The organism is Planococcus dechangensis (assembly GCF_042654465.1).
Taxonomy (GTDB): Bacteria; Bacillota; Bacilli; order Bacillales_A; family Planococcaceae; genus Planococcus; species Planococcus dechangensis.
On sequence record NZ_JBHSGL010000005.1, the window covers coordinates 1,338,601 to 1,355,120 of the forward strand.

Below are 16,520 nucleotides of genomic sequence, written 5' to 3' on the forward strand. Positions count from 1 at the left end.
TCTTCCTTTCAAAACAAATTCTGACTCCATCTTATCACACCGCCATTTTTTCCAAAAGAAAAAGCGGGCTGCGGCCCGCTCATTCCTAATTATTGTTTTTTGCTATTGCCATTGCCTTTTCCTTCGCCCTTGCTGTTATCATCTTTGTACAACACTTCATACGTGAATTCTTTTGCTTCTTTTTGGTCTGGCGCTGCTGCATAGGAAGTAATCATTTTCAAATTGCCTTCACGCAGCACTTGCTGTAAATCAAGCGCTTCTTTTTCCGTCACGTTGAATGGATCGACATGGAATACGCGTTGCTTGCCGTTTTTCTTCGTTTGGATGAACGTTGTCGTGAAATCGACATACTCGCCTTTCAACTGGCCGAGTGATTGGAATGGCTCAGTGGAAGTTCCATCTGCACTGAAGCTGCCCAGCTCGATGTTTTTAATGAACCATCCGGCATCGGTATAGCCCCAGTCCGTCAAGTTGCGGAACGATACTAAGACGTCTTCCCCTGCATATTCCGATAGATCGAATGTTTCAATTGACCAGTCAAGTTTATGTCCTGTGAAGCCTGGCAAATTCTCTTTGATCGTCGGATGGCCTTCTTCCACTACATCCTCACGTGTGTTATCGTTCGCGAGTGATTTCCATGTTTCCCCGTTATCCGTGGACACTTGGACTGTCGCGAAATCCCATTGTTCCTCGATGTCGTAATAATGTTCAAAGCTTAATGTTGGGCTATTAGCCGGTACCGTGGCGCCAAAAATCAAGGCTTGGTCTGCTTCATCGCCGTTGTTTGCATGAAGCACCTGCTCGGATGCATCCAACGGATTGGCGGCTGTTTTCCATTGCAATGGCAGGAAGTCGACGCCGTCAAACTTCATGCCGCGGACGGTGCGGTCAAGGTCGAATTCCTTAAAGTCGCCGCCCCATGCCGGCACGCCTTCTTTCTCAAAGGTTTTCGCTTTCTCGAAGTCGACGGTCTTGCCGCGGACGCCGTCACCGACCGGCAGCTCGCGCAAATCGATGCTGTCGAATTGATAGTCAGGGCTGATGGAATCGTCATCCAAAGTCAACGCAGTCATGAAATTCTGGTAGAGTTCAGTAAATGTTTTGTTGGTGCCGTACTCTTTCAATACTTTATCGACGCTTGCCATCCCTTGTGTCGTTCCGTCAGTTGCCAATTCACGGATAAATTCCTGACCGAACTTATCGAACATATACAATGTAAACAGGTAGACTTGTCCGTAATCTGCAATCGTTTCAGGGCCGGTTGCTGCTGATCCGTGTTCATCCCAGTTGACGAGCGAGTTTTCCGGATGGTCCAAGTAAAAGTTAATCGATCCTTCGCCATGCCCATAACCTCCGAGGAATTCAGAGAAGGTCGACATTCCTTCATTCAGCCATGTTTCTTCCGACGGATCATTATCCGCTTGGATCAAATGCTGAAGTTCATGGATTGTCGTACCAAAAAATGTGTCCTCTAGGCGCGTTTCCCAAGAGTTTGTATCAATGGTAATGATATTGCGGTCAGTGTAGTTTTCCAGTGTCTGCCAGAAAAATCCGGCTACAAAAAATGGGTAGGATGGGTTGTTCCAGCCTTCATCCTGCACATTGTCAACAAGCATAATAATCTTATTGGATCCCTCGTAATACCCTTCCGGCAAGCCGACCATTCCTGGAAGTGGTGAATTCGAACCGTCAAGCTCATCCGGCATTCCAAAAAAATCAGTCGCTACCGGATAGATGTTGCTATCAAACTCTGCACTCAATTTATCCACTTGTGCCTGAGTCACAATATCAGCCGGTTTTGGATTGTTTGGTCCGTATGCCAAGTCGTTGGCAACCCAGATTTCCACGTTATCTCCGATGCTGCGGAGTGTGAACTCTTTGAATTGCAGATTGCGGTTCAAAAATTGCTTTGTTCCATGGTTCTCCGTAAAATGCGCTTCGCTATTCGATGCAGCCGCCTTTTCTGCTTCGTCGTTTAATGCGCCTGCCTGCTCTTTAATACGCTGGTCCGCCTCTTTTTGAAATGCTTCATCATTAGCCAGGCGATTCAACTCTTGGTCGATATCGATTCGCTCACCATAGCGCGCTCGATCCCACTCTCCTAGTGCAGGCAGTTCTTCTATAGGTGCTGCACCTACTGCTGGGGAATATAAAGAAAGCGCTAAAGCGCTTGATGATATAATGGGAAACCATTTGCTCTTTTTCATGAATGTTTTGCCCCTTCCGTAAATATCAGAATATTTTTTCTTTCTAAATATTACCACTTAATACAAGAAGCAAAAATAGGGAAAATTATTTATTTCGAAAACCGAAATATAGGTTGGATGGTATAACAATGTTACGTGTTGCCAAGTAATGCTTAACAAAAATACATTTAGATAGTTATTAAATTGATGAAGAACTGGCGAAAGCGTTGTTTTCGAAGCTAGAAAAATTCTACAACACTTAAAAAACTAAAAAAAAAAGCGAACAAAAGTCCGCTTTTTTCTCATTTCTATAATGCATTTCCTAGATCTTCAATCAAATCTTCCACGTCTTCGATACCGACAGAGATGCGTACCAAGCCTTCCGTGATGCCGAGTTCTGCACGGCGGTCTTCAGGAATCGATGCATGCGTCATCTGCGCCGGAACCGAGATTAAACTTTCTACTGCGCCCAAACTTTCTGCAAGGGTGAAGTATTTCAGCTTGGCAAGAAGGGCATCCGCCTTTTCTTTGCTGCCGACATCAAATGAAATCATCCCGCCGAAGCCGCGCGCTTGTTTTTCCATCAAGGTTTTGCCGGAATGGCTATCGAGCCCCGGATAGATGACGGCTTTGACCGCCTCATGCCCGTCCAGAAATTCAGCGATTTGCTGGGCGTTGGTATTGGTCTCTTCCATGCGGATGCCGAGCGTTTTCAGCCCGCGCATCAACAGCCACGAATCTTGCGGTCCGAGAATGGCTCCAACGGAATTCTGGACGAAATGTAATTCTTCTGCAAGTTGTGCAGTATTGACGACAACAAGCCCCGCGACGACATCGCTATGCCCACCGATATATTTCGTCGCGCTATGCAAGACGATATCCGCCCCAAGAGATATCGGGTTTTGGAAATAAGGGGTCATGAAGGTATTGTCGACGATTGTCAACAGCCCGTTCCCTTTAGCGAAAGACGCAACTGCTTCAATATCTGTCACTTTCAATAGCGGATTTGTCGGTGTCTCGATAAAGATCGCTTTCGTATTTTCCTGTACAGCGGCTTTTACCTGCTCCAAATCCCCTGTATCGACGAAAGTGAACTCCAGTCCAAAACGGTTCAATACTTTGTTCATGACGCGGTATGTGCCGCCGTAGACATCGTCCGTCAAAATGACGTGGTCTCCGGATGAAAACAGCATCATAACAGAAGAAATCGCCGCCATCCCCGAGCCGAACGCAAATCCGGCATGTCCGTATTCCACGTCTGCAATAAGTTCTTCGAGTGCATGACGCGTCGGGTTGCCGGTGCGTGAATATTCATAGCCTTTGAATTTGCCGACTGCTTCTTGTTTATACGTGCTTACTTGATAGATTGGTGTGGATACGGCGCCTGTCGCTTCGTCTCCGAAGATGCCGCCGTGGATCAATCTTGTTTTCGGTTTCATTATTGTTCCTCCTCAAAAAGAGCCCCGTAAATGTCTTGGCTTAAATAACGCTCGCTCGAATCTGCAAAAACCGTTGCGATGCAGCTGCCAAATGGGGCATTTTCCGCTTCTTTAATCGCTGCGACAAACGCAGCACCCGATGAGCTGCCGACTAGCAGCCCTTCTTTTTGCGCGAGTTCAGACACTGCGGCGAACGCAGCTTTATCAGTAATGGTGTGGATGGCGTCGAAATACTCTGTATCCATGAACGGCGGAAGCAATTCCATGCCGATGCCTTCGGTCTTGTGCGGGCCGGATTCACCGCCATTTAAAATCGATCCTTCCGGTTCCACAATGACTGTTTTAATTTTCGGATTTTGTGCTTTCAAAAAACGCGAAGTGCCCATGAATGTACCGCCGGACCCCGCACCTGCGACAAAGATGTCGATGTTTCCGTCCAGCTGATCCCAGAGCTCGGGCCCGAGTGTCTGGACGTAGGTATCAGGATTGGCGGCATTTGCAAATTGCGCTGGCATGAACGCACCTTCTTGCTCGGCAATTTCAGTCGCTTTTTTGATGGCGCCTTTTATGCCATCGGCGGTCGGCGTGTTGATTACTTCCGCACCGAGTGCGCGCATGAGTGTTTGTTTTTCCATGCTGAATTTTTGCGGGACCACGAGCTTTAGGCGATATCCCTTACCGGTCGCCGCAATGGCTAGGCCGATGCCCGTATTGCCGGCAGTCGGCTCGACAATCGTGCCGCCAGGCTTTAACAGCCCGCGCCGTTCTGCATCCGCAATCAACGCTACACCAAGGCGGTCTTTGACGCTGCCCCCCGGATTGAAAAACTCCAGCTTGGCAAATATCCGGCAGCCGTTCGGAATGGCGCTATGGGTCAGTTCAAGCACCGGCGTGCGGCCGATCAATTGCTGAATCTCAGTTGCATATTTCATGTTCATTCCCCTTATGCGGTTTCTTCTTTGAACACTTGGCGCCACTCGTCTTTTTTCGCCAGCATTTCTTTAGCCAGTTCGTGTGCACCTTCTAAGCTATGGCTTGCTGCCCAGCCGCATTGCACCTCGTTGCATGCCGGCACTTCATCGGCGGCTATGACATCCGTCAAAGTCGCTTCGAGAATGCGCAGAATGTCTTCATAATCATCGTGGTTGATGACCGACAAATAAAAACCTGTCTGGCAGCCCATCGGCCCAATGTCGATGATTTGTTCCGAATGGTTGCGGCTATGCTCCGCCATCATATGTTCAAGCGAGTGAAGGCCCGGCATGTCCATATGTTCTTTGTTCGGCTGTTTGAAACGGATATCGTACTTTTTGATAGTGTCGCCTTGTGCGCCAGTTTTCTCGCCGGCTAAGCGGACGTATGGTGCCGCTACTTTTGTGTGGTCTAGGTTAAAGCTTTCTACATTCATTTTTTTCATTGGAATCTCCCTCTCATCGTTTAGTCGCATCGATCAAGAATACGTACTCATTTAAGCGTGTGAATGTGACATCAAATCCATGTTCCTGAAAAATCGTTTCCAGTACAGGCACGGTTGTATAATGTTCGCGCTTCAAGTCCTCGACTAGATTTGCATGGCCTTCCGCTTCTTCGTAAACGATCCGTCCCTGTTTCGCTTCATCAGATTCGAAGACGGTATCAGCGAATACCACTTTTCCGGAAGGCGGCAAGATTTCAGCATAGCGCTGAATGGCCTGCGCTTTTTCTTCATCGTTCAAATGATGAAACGCATAACTGCTGACGAAGCTGTGCGGCTCTAGCGGTAAATCGAACGCTAAAAAATCGCCATCCATTATGTCGAGCTCAGGAAACTTTTGAGCAGCTACGCTTCGCATGGCGCCATTTGGCTCAATGCCAGTTACCGTGAGCCCTTCTTGTAGAAGTGCTGCCGTTAAATTGCCTGTGCCGACACCAAATTCCACGACTGGCCCTTTAGCTTTCTTCGCGACAGCCGACAGAATCTCCTGGTAATTTTCGAAAACTGCTTTATATTCCGGATCATGGCCACTCACCGACTCATCATAAGTGTGCACCCATTCATCAAATATCTCAACAAATTCTCTTCCCATAATTACACTCCCGCTCTCTTGGATGTTATTTTAAACTAAACCAATAATGTTACTTGGTTTTATTTATAACATATGCGCATGCCCAGTTCAACTGGAAGGTTTTCTTCTGTCGGAGCTCAACGTTCATAAAAAAAGACCCGGCGAACGCCGAGTCTTGCAAGCTTATATTTTCAAAATTGGTGGTATGTCTTTTTGACGCTTTAAAATGAGCCATTTTAATAAAGTTTCGCATTGCACGAGTGATTTCTGGACGATCCGTCCGATCAGCAAGGCACTCACCACGGTGCCGATTCCGACAGGACCACCGAGCAGCCAGCCGATCAGTGCGACAATTCCTTCAATCGATGTGCGGATCGTGCTGACACTGTATCGTGTTTTCTCGACCAAGATCAGCATCAGGTCATCACGCGGCCCCGCGCCCATTTTCGGTGAGACGTACATGCCGACACCGTAGCCCATGACAAAGATACCCGCTATAAAAATGAGCATCTGGCCGAGCAGCGAATGGATATCCGGGAGAAGGAAGTTGAATAAATCGATAAACAAACCAATCAGCAGCATATTCAGCCATGTTCCGAACTGTGGCCATCTTCTGCGTACGAGAGATGTCGTACTGATCAGCGTAAAGCCCGCAATGATCGACCAGGTCCCGATGGTCAGCCCGAAGTTTTGGTACAAGCCGACATGCAATACATCCCATGGCCCGATCCCAAGTCGGTAACCTTTAATGGTCATAGAGATTCCAAGACCCAACAACATCATGCCAGCGAGAAAAAACAGCCACCGATAGTATAAAGCTACATTCATCCTGTATCCTTCTTTCTTAATCTATACTGACCGCATATTGACGGACAGGAAGTTCTTACATGTGTCCTGTCAGCTTCGCCAGCTGCCCTTTCGTCACTTGAAGTAAATCATTTGGCGATAATTTGATTTGGGAACCGATTTTTCCGGCTGAGACGATTATTTCTTCGAGCCCCTCGGCTTCATGCGCAAGAAAAGTAGCGAACGGTTTTTTCATGCCGAACGGCGAACAGCCGCCGCGCACATAACCGGTGAGCGGTAAGATCTCTTTGACAGGCACCATCTCGATTTTCTTTTCACCGCTCGCTTTAGCGGCAAGTTTCAGGTCCAACTCTTCTGCTGCGGGCACTAGGAATACATAATGGGTTTTGGAAGCCCCGACGGCCACCAGTGTTTTATACACGGTACTTGCCGGATAACCGATCTTTTCAGCCACCGAGACGCCGTCCACTCTGCCATCCTCAATGCTGTAATGGAGCGGCTCATAAGTAATTTTCTCACGGTCGAGTATACGCGCGGCGTTGGTCTTCGCTGCTTTTTTTGCCACAGGACTAACTCCCCTCAGTCTTTTTGTTCAAGCAATTTTTTCAAAGCGTCAGCCATTGCCGTGTTTTGCGGCGGCTCGTCTTGTTTTTTCATAAACTGGTTGACGTCTTTTTTATTCGCTTTAGACTGGCTGGACTGTTTGCGTTTTTCAAATGCCGCCAGTTTCTCGCGGTGTCCGCATTTGCAGACGAACATTTTGTTATCGCCGTCCCCGACCATATCCATGCGCTTATGGCAGTTCGGGCAGCGGGCATTGGTCTGCATCGAGACGTTTTTCTTGAATCCGCATTCGCGGTCTTGGCACACGTGCATTTTGCCGCGTTTGCCGTTCACTTCGAGTAATGGCTTGCCGCAATCCGGGCACATTTTGCCGGTGATATTATCATGCTTGAATTTTTGGTCGCTCGATTTGATATCCGCTACCGATCTTTTCGAGAAAGCAATCATTTCTTTCATGAATTGCTCTTTGTTCATTTGGCCCTTGGCAATTTTCGTCAATTGCGTTTCCCAATCGGCTGTCAGTTTCGGCGATTTCAAATCTTCCGGGGCGAGCTGCAACAATTGACGGCCCTTGGATGTAATCGTCAAGTCTTTACCTTTTTTCTCGATCAGGAAGCTGTTGAACAATTTATCGATTACGTCCGCTCTCGTAGCAACCGTACCGAGGCCGCCTGTTTCACCTAGTGTCTGGATAAGTTCTTTTGATTCGCCAGCCATGAACTGGGACGGGTTTTCCATCGCGCCGAGCAATGTGCCTTCGTTGAAGAAAGCGGGCGGCTTGGTTTTGCCTTCTGTCAGCGTGATGCCTTTCAAATCGAGCGACTGTTCGTGCTCAAATGCCGGCAATGTCGAATCATTTGCCGCTTCGTCATTTTGGTACATGCGCTTCCAGCCATCTACGCGAATGGTGTTGCCTTTTGCCTCAAAAGTCTCGCCTGACACATCGAGCGTGACCGTCGTCCGGTCGTATTCATGCATCGGCAGGAAGACCGCCAGGAAGCGGCGGACGATCATGTCGTACAGTTTGTATTCCTTATCGCCTAAATCGTGCAAGGGCGGTGTTTCTTCTGTCGGGATGATGGCATGGTGATCCGAAACTTTGGCGTCATCGATCACGCCTTTTTGAGGCACTCCTGCACTCTTCAGCGCCAAATTCGCGAGCGAACGGTATTCACCAACTTGAACCGCTTTGATGTGCTCTTTCAAGGTTTCTTTCATATCGCTCGTCAAATGCTTGGAATCGGTACGCGGATACGTGACGATTTTGTAGCGTTCATAAAGGTTCTGCAAAGTGTTGAGCGTTTCTTTGGCTGACCAGCCATAGCGCTTGTATGCTTCTTTTTGCAATTCCGTCAAATCGAACAAAGGCGGTGCCGGCTGTTTTTTCGGTGTTACTTTGACGTCTGTGACCTTGCCTTTGTTTGCTGCATCGAGCTTGGCAAATAAGCGGTCGATTTTCTCCTTATCGAAACACTGGGAAGACTTGCCGTCTGTCCAAGTGAATGCCGCTTTGTCGCTGATTGCCTGAAGGCCGTAATAAGGCTTCGGCTGGAAGTTGCGGATGTCCTGTTCGCGCTGCGCGATCATGGCAAGCGTCGGTGTCTGCACGCGCCCTGTCGATAATTGGGCGTTATGCTTCACAGTCAGTGCGCGTGTCGCGTTGATGCCGACGACCCAATCGGCTTCGGCACGGGCGACTGCAGCTTGATACAAGTTTTCATAGGCTGTGCCATCTTTTAAGTTATTGAAGCCGTCTTTGATCGCCTTGTCTGTGACAGAGGAAATCCATAGCCGCTTGACCGGCTTTTTGATTTTTGCTTGCTCCAAAATCCAGCGGGCGACCAATTCCCCTTCACGCCCCGCATCTGTTGCGATGATGACTTCCTTCACATCCCCGCGCGTTAGCTGGGATTTGACGGCGTTGTATTGCTTCATCGTCTGCTTGATCGGAACGAGCTTGAACGGGTTCGGGATGATCGGCAAGTTCTCCATCTTCCATTCTTTAAAATCGTTATTGTATTGTTCCGGTTGTGCGTGCGTCACCAAATGGCCGAGCGCCCATGTGACGATATATTGTTTTCCTTCTAGATATCCGTTTCCTTTTTGCGAGCATCCGAGCACTCGTGCAATATCGCGAGCTACGGAAGGCTTTTCTGCAAGAACTACTGATTTCATAAATTAAAACCCCTTTTCTACAGCGTCTAGTATAGCATCTTATCCCCGCGCTTGTGCAGTGGCTGCTTCTTTGCCTGCCCAGCTGTTTCCGCAATCCCCATAGGATCAAACACATTAAAAAAACCTCCCAGAGGAGGTTTTTTTAATGGTTATCGAGTGATTCTTTCGAGAGATGCGTACTCATGGCTGCGTATTGCACGAATACACGGGCCAGTTCACGCAGGCGGTCGTGCACATCTTCGTTGATGATGGCATTGGTATCATCAAAATGGCTTGTATGGGTATAGACATAGTTCGGCGTCACTAGGCAGCGGAAGTAATCAAGAATCGGCTTCAGCTGGTTTTCGATGACCAGGTGATGCTGATACGTGCCGCCGTTTGCAACGATCGACACCGGCTTATAGCGCATAGCGCGCGGATGCAGCATGTCGAAAGCATTTTTCAAAACACCCGGAATTGATCCTTGGAAAATCGGCGAAGCGATGATATAGCCATCCGCTTCTTCAAAACGCCTTACCATTTCGCGCATGCTGTCATTGTATTCCGCGGTTGGGCGGCCATCGACGAATTGATGCTCGTAATCGGACATTTTCAAAATGCTCAATTCCAGCTCTGGGTTGAATTGTTCCAAATAAACTTTGACTTGCTCTAGTACCGCGCCAGTCTTGCGCCCGATGATCGTTCCGTCCACTAATAAAATCTTCATGATCCTGAATCCTCCTCGAATACGTATCGACAGGCAGCTTGTCTGCCTTCAACTAATCTCTTGTGTGGTGCAGCACTCGATGTGCGGCAGCTATTGTTTATCATAGCAAAGACTGATTTAACGTGCGTATCGATAGGGCTTAATATGGAAAGATTTCATTCTTTAGTCTGAGGCCCTTGTTTGCTCCGCTTGATTTCCAGCCGCTCTTGAATCCGGTCGGAGTCTCGGTCCGGCGTTGTGAAACTGACGATTGTATCGCCGTCTTTCGGCTCCAATGATTTATCCGTTGAGAAAAACTCAATTTTCCCTTGCACTCGGACAATAAACAATGGAATGGTTCCACTCGGCCATTTTTCTTTGTAATCTTCGTAGGTGAATTGGCTAGTCAATTTCGTTACACGAACCGCATAGCCTTCACCGAATTTTTCATCAAGTGCATGGATGTTGAACTCGTCTCCGAATAAAATACGCCCGCTCAAAGATGCATGGAAATCGGTAGGATCACCTTGGTGGATAGCGGTCTGGTACAAATTGACACGCCCCATTTCCGGCACGAAATTATTGACGACCAATGCATTGTACGAATCTGTCTCGCTAGCGACAATCATCGTCTCATAAGGCGTCAGTTCGACTTCATACTCGGTATGTTCGGACAATATATCGCCGACATAAGTCTCAATCCCCAACTGGCGGGCTTTCGAAAGCCTGCCCCACGAAGGATCGACGAGTAGGACATTTTTTCCTAAATCGCTCAAAGCTTTAGCGAGTGTTGTAGTAAAGCGGGTCGCTCCGATAATGACGACACCCGGCTCTTGCGAGGAAGTCAGCCCGAGCTTGCGGCCCAGCCACGTAATGGTGAAGCCGTGCGCCACAACAGTCGAGAAAACAAGCGCAAAGGTCAGCGCTGTCAGTAGTTCTGCATCTTCATATCCTGCATCAAACAAGACATTGGCAAAATACCCCGATACAGTCAACGCAACGATGCCGCGCGGTGCGATCCAGCCGACCAAGGTTTTTTCTTGCCAACTGAGATCAGTGCCGATTGTCGATAGCCAAATTGACAGCGGGCGGACGAGAAAGAGCATCGTCAACACGAATGAAATGATGGCCCAATTGAAGATTTCCAATAGCACATCCATGCTCAGTGAAGCCGTCAGCATCAAAAAGACGCTGGAGATAAGCAAAACCGATATATTTTCTTTGAAATGACGCATGTCGTTGATTGAGGTGATGTTCATATTCGCCATGACCAAGCCCATCGCAGTGACTGCCAATAAACCAGTCTCGTGCATGACCATATCGGACAGCACAAAGGTCAACAGCACGACGCCAAAGACCATCGGCGATTTCAAGAATTCCGGAATTTGCCCCCTTTCGAACATCCAGCCAAGGCCAAGCCCTGCCCCTGCACCGATGACGGTCGCAAAAATTGACGCCAGGAAAAACAAGCCGAACGCGGCAGCTGTGGCTTCCCCTTCCGCAAACAACACAAACTGAAAAGCGAACAACGCGAGCAAGGCACCAAAGGGATCCACGATGATGCCTTCCCACTTCAGTAAAGCAGCGGGACGCGTTTTCAATTTTGCTTGCCGCAGCAAAGGCAAGATCACGGTCGGGCCGGTGACGATGAACAAGCCGCCGATAACAAACGCCACAGCCCATGATAATCCAGCCATGTAATGCGCCGCGAGCGATCCGGCGATCCACGCGATGAACGCGCCGAGCGTCACAATGCGCCAAACCGGTTTGTTGAAGCCGCGGATTTCTTTAAAGTTCAAGTTCAAGCTGCCTTCAAATAAAATAATCGCGACAGCGAGCGATACGAGCGGGCCGAACAGCTCACCGAAACTCGCCTCCGGGTTAACGATGCCAAGAAACGGCCCAATCAACAGACCCGCAATCGACATCAATACGATGGCAGGAAGCTGGAGACGCCAAGCGACCCATTGCGATAGTACGCCAAGAAAAATAATAAGCATGAGATCAAATAATAAACTATCGATGGCATCTCACTTCCTTTCTTTTTTCGCTATTATATAGGAGCAATCCCGCGCATTGAAAGCGAAAACCCGAGCGTATCCATTTAAATTTCTCCAGAATGTGTTACAATACAAAGAAAACTAGGGTGATTGGATTGAACAGGCAAGAAGTCGAATATGCCATTACGGAATTGAAGGACGATTACATGCGCCAACAAGGCGATATCGAAAAACTTGAAGCGACCGGCCACACGAAAATGATCGACAAAGCCGAACAAAGGCTTGAGAAAATGGAACAGCGTCTTGCGGAATTAAATCAAAAACTCGCGGAACTTTAACCGCGGTTTTTTTTATGGAAAGTGGAGGAACATATACATGAGTTTATTAACAGTAGAAAACCTGAGCCATACGTTCGGGGACCGTACTTTATTCAATGACATTTCGTTTCGGTTAGTCGAAGGGGAACATGTCGGATTAGTCGGGGCAAACGGCGTTGGAAAATCGACGCTGATGAACATTTTGACCGGCAAACAAATCCATGATGCAGGCAGAGTGGAATGGCAGCCAAGAACCCATTACGGATATTTGGACCAGCACACACAGTTAACGCCAGGGCGCAGTATCCGCCAAACTTTGCAGGATGCCTTTTTACCCCTCTATGAAAAGGAAAAGGAATTGAACGACATCGCCATGCAAATGAGCGAAGCCGATCCGGAACAACTCGAGGAATTGCTTGAACAAATGGCTGAAGCACAGGATGCCTTAGATGCCGGCGACTTTTACACGCTTGACGTGAAAATCGAAGATATCGCGCGCGGGCTCGGCCTTAACGCCATCGGTCTTGACCGCAGCGTCGAATCCCTGTCGGGTGGACAACGGACCAAGCTGCTTCTCGCGAAACTCTTGCTTGAAAAGCCTAAAGTCTTGTTGCTCGATGAGCCGACCAACTATTTGGATGAAGAACATATCCAATGGCTCGTCAATTATTTAAAAAACTATCCTCATGCTTTCTTGCTGATCTCGCATGATACCGAATTCATGAGTTCTGTTACAGATGTGATTTTCCATATGGAATTTTCACGCTTGAACCGTTATACGGCAAGTTATGAAAAGTTCATCGAGCTTGCGGAATTGTCTAAAAAGCAGCATCTCGATGCCTATGAAAAACAAGAAGACATGATCAAAAAAACCGAGACATTCATTGCGAAAAACAAAGCGCGCGCCTCTACTACCGGCCGTGCGAAGTCCCGCCAGAAGCAATTGGACCGCTTGGACCGCATCGAAAAACCGGAAATCGCGGCCAAACCGCAATTCGCCTTTAAAGAAACGCGCAGTCCGAGCCGCTACGTAGTTGAAGCCGAAGCCTTGCGCATCGGCTATGACAAACCATTGCTACCGCCATTGTCATTCATGATCGAGCGCGGCGAGAAAATCGCTTTAGTCGGCATGAACGGTGTCGGGAAATCGACATTGCTCAAGACGATGCTCGGCAAGATCAAGCCGCTGGACGGCGATGTCATCCGCGGAGAATACTTGACGCCAAGTTATTTCGAGCAGGAAGTCAAAGCTCCGACTCACCGTCCGATCGATGAAATCTGGGATGCTTATCCTTCGATGGACCAAGGACAAGTGCGCGGTGCCCTTGCCCGCACAGGCCTCAAGAGCGAGCATATCGGCCGCCCGATGAACCAATTGAGCGGCGGCGAGCAAGCGAAAGTCCGCTTGTGCAAATTGATGCTTGAAGAAAGCAATTGGCTCATTTTCGATGAGCCGACGAACCACTTGGACATCGACGCGAAAGCTGAACTTAAGCGTGCGATGCAAGCTTATAAAGGCACGATCGTGCTGGTCAGCCACGAGCCGGATTTCTACGATGGCCTTGCGACTAAAGTCTGGAATGTTGAAGACTGGATCGAAGCTGGCAAGCAAAACCAAGAATAAATTTAAAACCCGCTGCACACGTGAAACTTCGTGTACAGCGGGTTTTTTGTTTGGATGCGTCTCGCTCTTCTAAAGTGAGATGAACAAGAAGATAGCAAGAGTTGGCTTCCGCAATCGCTATGATGGTTCGGTTGTGTTTTCATCTGATTGTCGCTGACCGGCTTGGGGTTGGCCTCTTGCAGGCTAGCAGGGCAATCGCTTCCCGAGGGAAGTTTAGCATTAGACAGTTAGGTTTTTCTTGTGGAACTGTTTCTGTGTTCGATTTTAGCTTCATTTTGCTATGCGCCGCCCGGCTTGGGTTGGCCTCTTGCAGGCAAGCCAGGAAGGACGCCTGTCTTGCTGCATCGGCTCACCCTTGGCGCTGGGCGGCTGAGAGGTTTCATTGTGTGTAGGGTGTTTAAATCGCTCTGCTTTTGATGAGTTTCCGGCTAGTTGGGGAATCGCTTCCCGGGGAAGTTTAGCATTAGACAGTTAGGGTTTTCTTGTGGAACTGTTTCTGTGTTCGATTTTAGCTTCATTTTGCTATGCGCCACCCGGCTTGGGTTGGCCTCTTGCAGGCAAGCCAGGAAGGACGCCTGTCTTGCTGCATCGGCTCACCCTTGGCGCTGGGCGGCTGAGAGATTTCATTGTGTGTAGGGTGTTTAAATCGCTCTGCTTTTTGATGAGTTTCCGGCTAGTGGGGGAATCGCTTCCTTAGAGTTGAGTCGTTTCTTAAGAATTAGAGACATAATGCGTTTCACATACTACCCGGTGAACAGCAAAATTCTTCACCTTTCTAAAACTAGAGACGAAGTGGAAGGGGGCTGACGCCTGTGGGACCGCGCGGGCTGGCGAGACAAACGTGCCACGTTCTATGGCACGTTGGCTCAACACCCGCCCCATTCACGGGCAGCTGAGGGTGCGACGTCCTGTCGCTTCAGCTGCATGACTCGCATCCTGCGAGCCCCAAGCAAGCCCTCTGCAACGCAGTCGAAAAGCAGAAGCTTTTCCACCCACTTCTTTTCATTTATGCTGCATCAGCTGCATGACCTGCATCCTGCAGGCCCCAAGCAGCTATTGAAGCGTAGTCTAATAGCGCAAACTATTTATACTTACTATTTTTCTCCTATCCTTTACTTACTGTCAATAAGTCGTCAACTTGAACAGTTTCTGGAAATTATAGATGCCGCGTTGCCAGAATGTGAAATCGTCTTGATATTCTTCTACATCCAATGTATAAAGCGCATCTTCATTGTTCCAAATTCGATCAAAATAAGTATCCATTTCACCGATAAGTTCGCTATCTGTCGGAGCTTGGATCAAGATGCTCGCTTCGAGGTTATAATCCCGCAACGCGCGCTCGGTTAGATTTGTTGCCCCGCTCACGATGAAGCTGTCTTCCTGCCCGCGAATCATTATCGCCTTCGTATGGAACTGCCCGACTACTGCGTTATACCAGCGGACTTGAATTTTATCGTCAGTCGCTGCACGCATTTCATGCACCGCCGGACGGTTCGGCAAACCGCTCTTTTCGTTTCCGAACGCATTGGCATTCGGGTCCAGTACTAGTTGAACTTCTACACCTCTGTTCACTGCTTCGACTAAGCTGTCTTTCACGTCACTCTCGGATAAATAAAACATCGCCATATGGATGCTGTCACCAGCTTCTGTGTTGCCGATATGTTCCAATAACGCTTTTTGCACTTGCCGTTCGGTCACATATTGCACACCATATTCACCTTGCTGTTCAGGCATTTGCGCACGCGGAAAATCCGGCCCTCCGGACATTTTCGATACCGCTTCTTCGGCTTCCAGTATATCGTCGAGTACAGGGCCGCTCACCCGAAATGCCATATTTCCATGCAGTCCGCTCATATTGTGCGGGTTGGCAGAACTGACAATTGCTTCTTTTTCGGAAATGATCGTTTTCCGGTGATTGGCTTTGACATTCATCAAGGTCATATAAGATGACAGCGTCATATCAGGCGCATCGCTTGACATGCCGTTCGGTATCCAGCCTTCGCCTTCATTGCCGAACCACTGGAAAATGATGCGGTACAATCCAGAATAAAGCGGCATGGAATCACGCAGCTTGTCGAGGTCGGTAATGATGACTTTCACACCTTCTGCCTCAAGTGCATCCAGTAAAATACTATCGTAAGAGCCGTATCCGATATTTATTGGATCGGTAATAAAGTAAATAGGAAAATCAGGATTTTCCTGTTTTTTCGCTATGAGATGATCGGTCAAACGTTCTGCAATTGCCGGAAAATCCTCTTCCTGGTCATCAAAATTATCGAACATGAAAAAGTCGAGTACGAGAAATTCTTCTGCCCGGTCTATCAAACTATTGATTTCATCAAAAATCCTCAGTTCGTGTTCCAAATCTGTTCCTTCCCGGTCCTGTGCATAGCTCAGGTCGTAGATTAGCTCTACTTCTTCTGCTGTATGCATGTCTCCAGCATAAGATATGCCCTCTGGCAGTGGTTTAAAAGTTTGCCATACGATTACAATTATATACATAGCGGCAAGAACCCCGACAGTTCCCATAATAATGCGCCGGCGTTTGCTATAATCCTTCACTTTTTTCATTTTATCGATCGCCCCTTTGCTTCATTATAATCACAAGAGCGGCGGAAAAATATAAGTTATTATTTCCCATGAAAAAAATCAGCCCTTAATTAGGCTGATTTAAAGAG

13 protein-coding genes are annotated in these 16,520 nt (G+C 48.3%); 2 read left to right on the plus strand and 11 right to left on the minus strand.

The window, feature by feature from the left end:
* Window positions 1–89: 89 nt before the first annotated feature.
* The 10 genes from ACFO5U_RS09775 to ACFO5U_RS09820 all read right to left on the minus strand — a co-directional run bounded on the left by ACFO5U_RS09775 (window position 90) and on the right by ACFO5U_RS09820 (window position 11,901).
* Window positions 90–2,207, minus strand: a complete 2,118-nt coding sequence (locus ACFO5U_RS09775) for a peptidase M6 (RefSeq protein WP_377278770.1) — start codon at window positions 2,205–2,207, stop codon at window positions 90–92.
* 287 nt (window positions 2,208–2,494) lie between these two features.
* On the minus strand, window positions 2,495–3,625 hold the full coding sequence (locus ACFO5U_RS09780) for a bifunctional cystathionine gamma-lyase/homocysteine desulfhydrase (protein ID WP_377278771.1): 1,131 nt from the start codon (window positions 3,623–3,625) through the stop codon (window positions 2,495–2,497).
* Window positions 3,625–4,557 (minus strand): PLP-dependent cysteine synthase family protein, encoded by a 933-nt coding sequence (locus tag ACFO5U_RS09785; RefSeq protein WP_377278772.1) that lies wholly within the window; start codon window positions 4,555–4,557, stop codon window positions 3,625–3,627. The genes ACFO5U_RS09780 and ACFO5U_RS09785 overlap by 1 nt, the downstream gene beginning before the upstream one ends.
* An 11-nt stretch (window positions 4,558–4,568) precedes the next feature.
* The gene (locus ACFO5U_RS09790; RefSeq protein ID WP_377278773.1) at window positions 4,569–5,042 is read right to left on the minus strand and encodes an S-ribosylhomocysteine lyase; all 474 of its coding nucleotides are present in this window, start codon (window positions 5,040–5,042) and stop codon (window positions 4,569–4,571) included.
* Between the two features lie 13 nt (window positions 5,043–5,055).
* Window positions 5,056–5,691, minus strand: coding sequence for a class I SAM-dependent methyltransferase (locus tag ACFO5U_RS09795; protein ID WP_377278774.1), 636 nt, complete (start codon window positions 5,689–5,691; stop codon window positions 5,056–5,058).
* A 162-nt stretch (window positions 5,692–5,853) separates the two neighbouring features.
* The gene (locus ACFO5U_RS09800; protein ID WP_377278775.1) at window positions 5,854–6,498 is read right to left on the minus strand and encodes a YczE/YyaS/YitT family protein; all 645 of its coding nucleotides are present in this window, start codon (window positions 6,496–6,498) and stop codon (window positions 5,854–5,856) included.
* Window positions 6,499–6,553: 55 nt separating this feature from the next.
* Entirely contained in the window at window positions 6,554–7,042 is a 489-nt protein-coding gene (gene ybaK / locus ACFO5U_RS09805; RefSeq protein ID WP_377278776.1) for a Cys-tRNA(Pro) deacylase, read from the minus strand.
* A gap of 14 nt (window positions 7,043–7,056) precedes the next feature.
* Window positions 7,057–9,216: a DNA topoisomerase III gene (locus ACFO5U_RS09810; RefSeq protein ID WP_377278778.1), complete on the minus strand. Its 2,160-nt coding sequence runs from the start codon at window positions 9,214–9,216 to the stop codon at window positions 7,057–7,059.
* 142 nt (window positions 9,217–9,358) lie between these two features.
* Entirely contained in the window at window positions 9,359–9,922 is a 564-nt protein-coding gene (locus ACFO5U_RS09815; RefSeq protein ID WP_377278779.1) for an NADPH-dependent FMN reductase, read from the minus strand.
* A 155-nt stretch (window positions 9,923–10,077) separates the two neighbouring features.
* The gene (locus tag ACFO5U_RS09820; protein ID WP_377278781.1) at window positions 10,078–11,901 is read right to left on the minus strand and encodes a cation:proton antiporter; all 1,824 of its coding nucleotides are present in this window, start codon (window positions 11,899–11,901) and stop codon (window positions 10,078–10,080) included.
* A gap of 146 nt (window positions 11,902–12,047) precedes the next feature.
* Here ACFO5U_RS09820 and ACFO5U_RS09825 point away from each other — a divergent pair, with 146 nt between their 5' ends.
* Both ACFO5U_RS09825 and ACFO5U_RS09830 read left to right on the plus strand, forming a co-directional pair.
* Window positions 12,048–12,239: an SE1832 family protein gene (locus ACFO5U_RS09825; protein WP_377278783.1), complete on the plus strand. Its 192-nt coding sequence runs from the start codon at window positions 12,048–12,050 to the stop codon at window positions 12,237–12,239.
* 37 nt (window positions 12,240–12,276) lie between these two features.
* Complete coding sequence (locus tag ACFO5U_RS09830; protein WP_377278784.1) at window positions 12,277–13,842, plus strand: ABC-F family ATP-binding cassette domain-containing protein; 1,566 nt, start codon at window positions 12,277–12,279, stop codon at window positions 13,840–13,842.
* 1,122 nt (window positions 13,843–14,964) lie between these two features.
* On the opposite strand, the gene ACFO5U_RS09835 is transcribed toward ACFO5U_RS09830, so the two are convergent.
* Entirely contained in the window at window positions 14,965–16,413 is a 1,449-nt protein-coding gene (locus ACFO5U_RS09835; protein ID WP_377278786.1) for a phospholipase D-like domain-containing protein, read from the minus strand.
* Window positions 16,414–16,520: the final 107 nt, after the last annotated feature.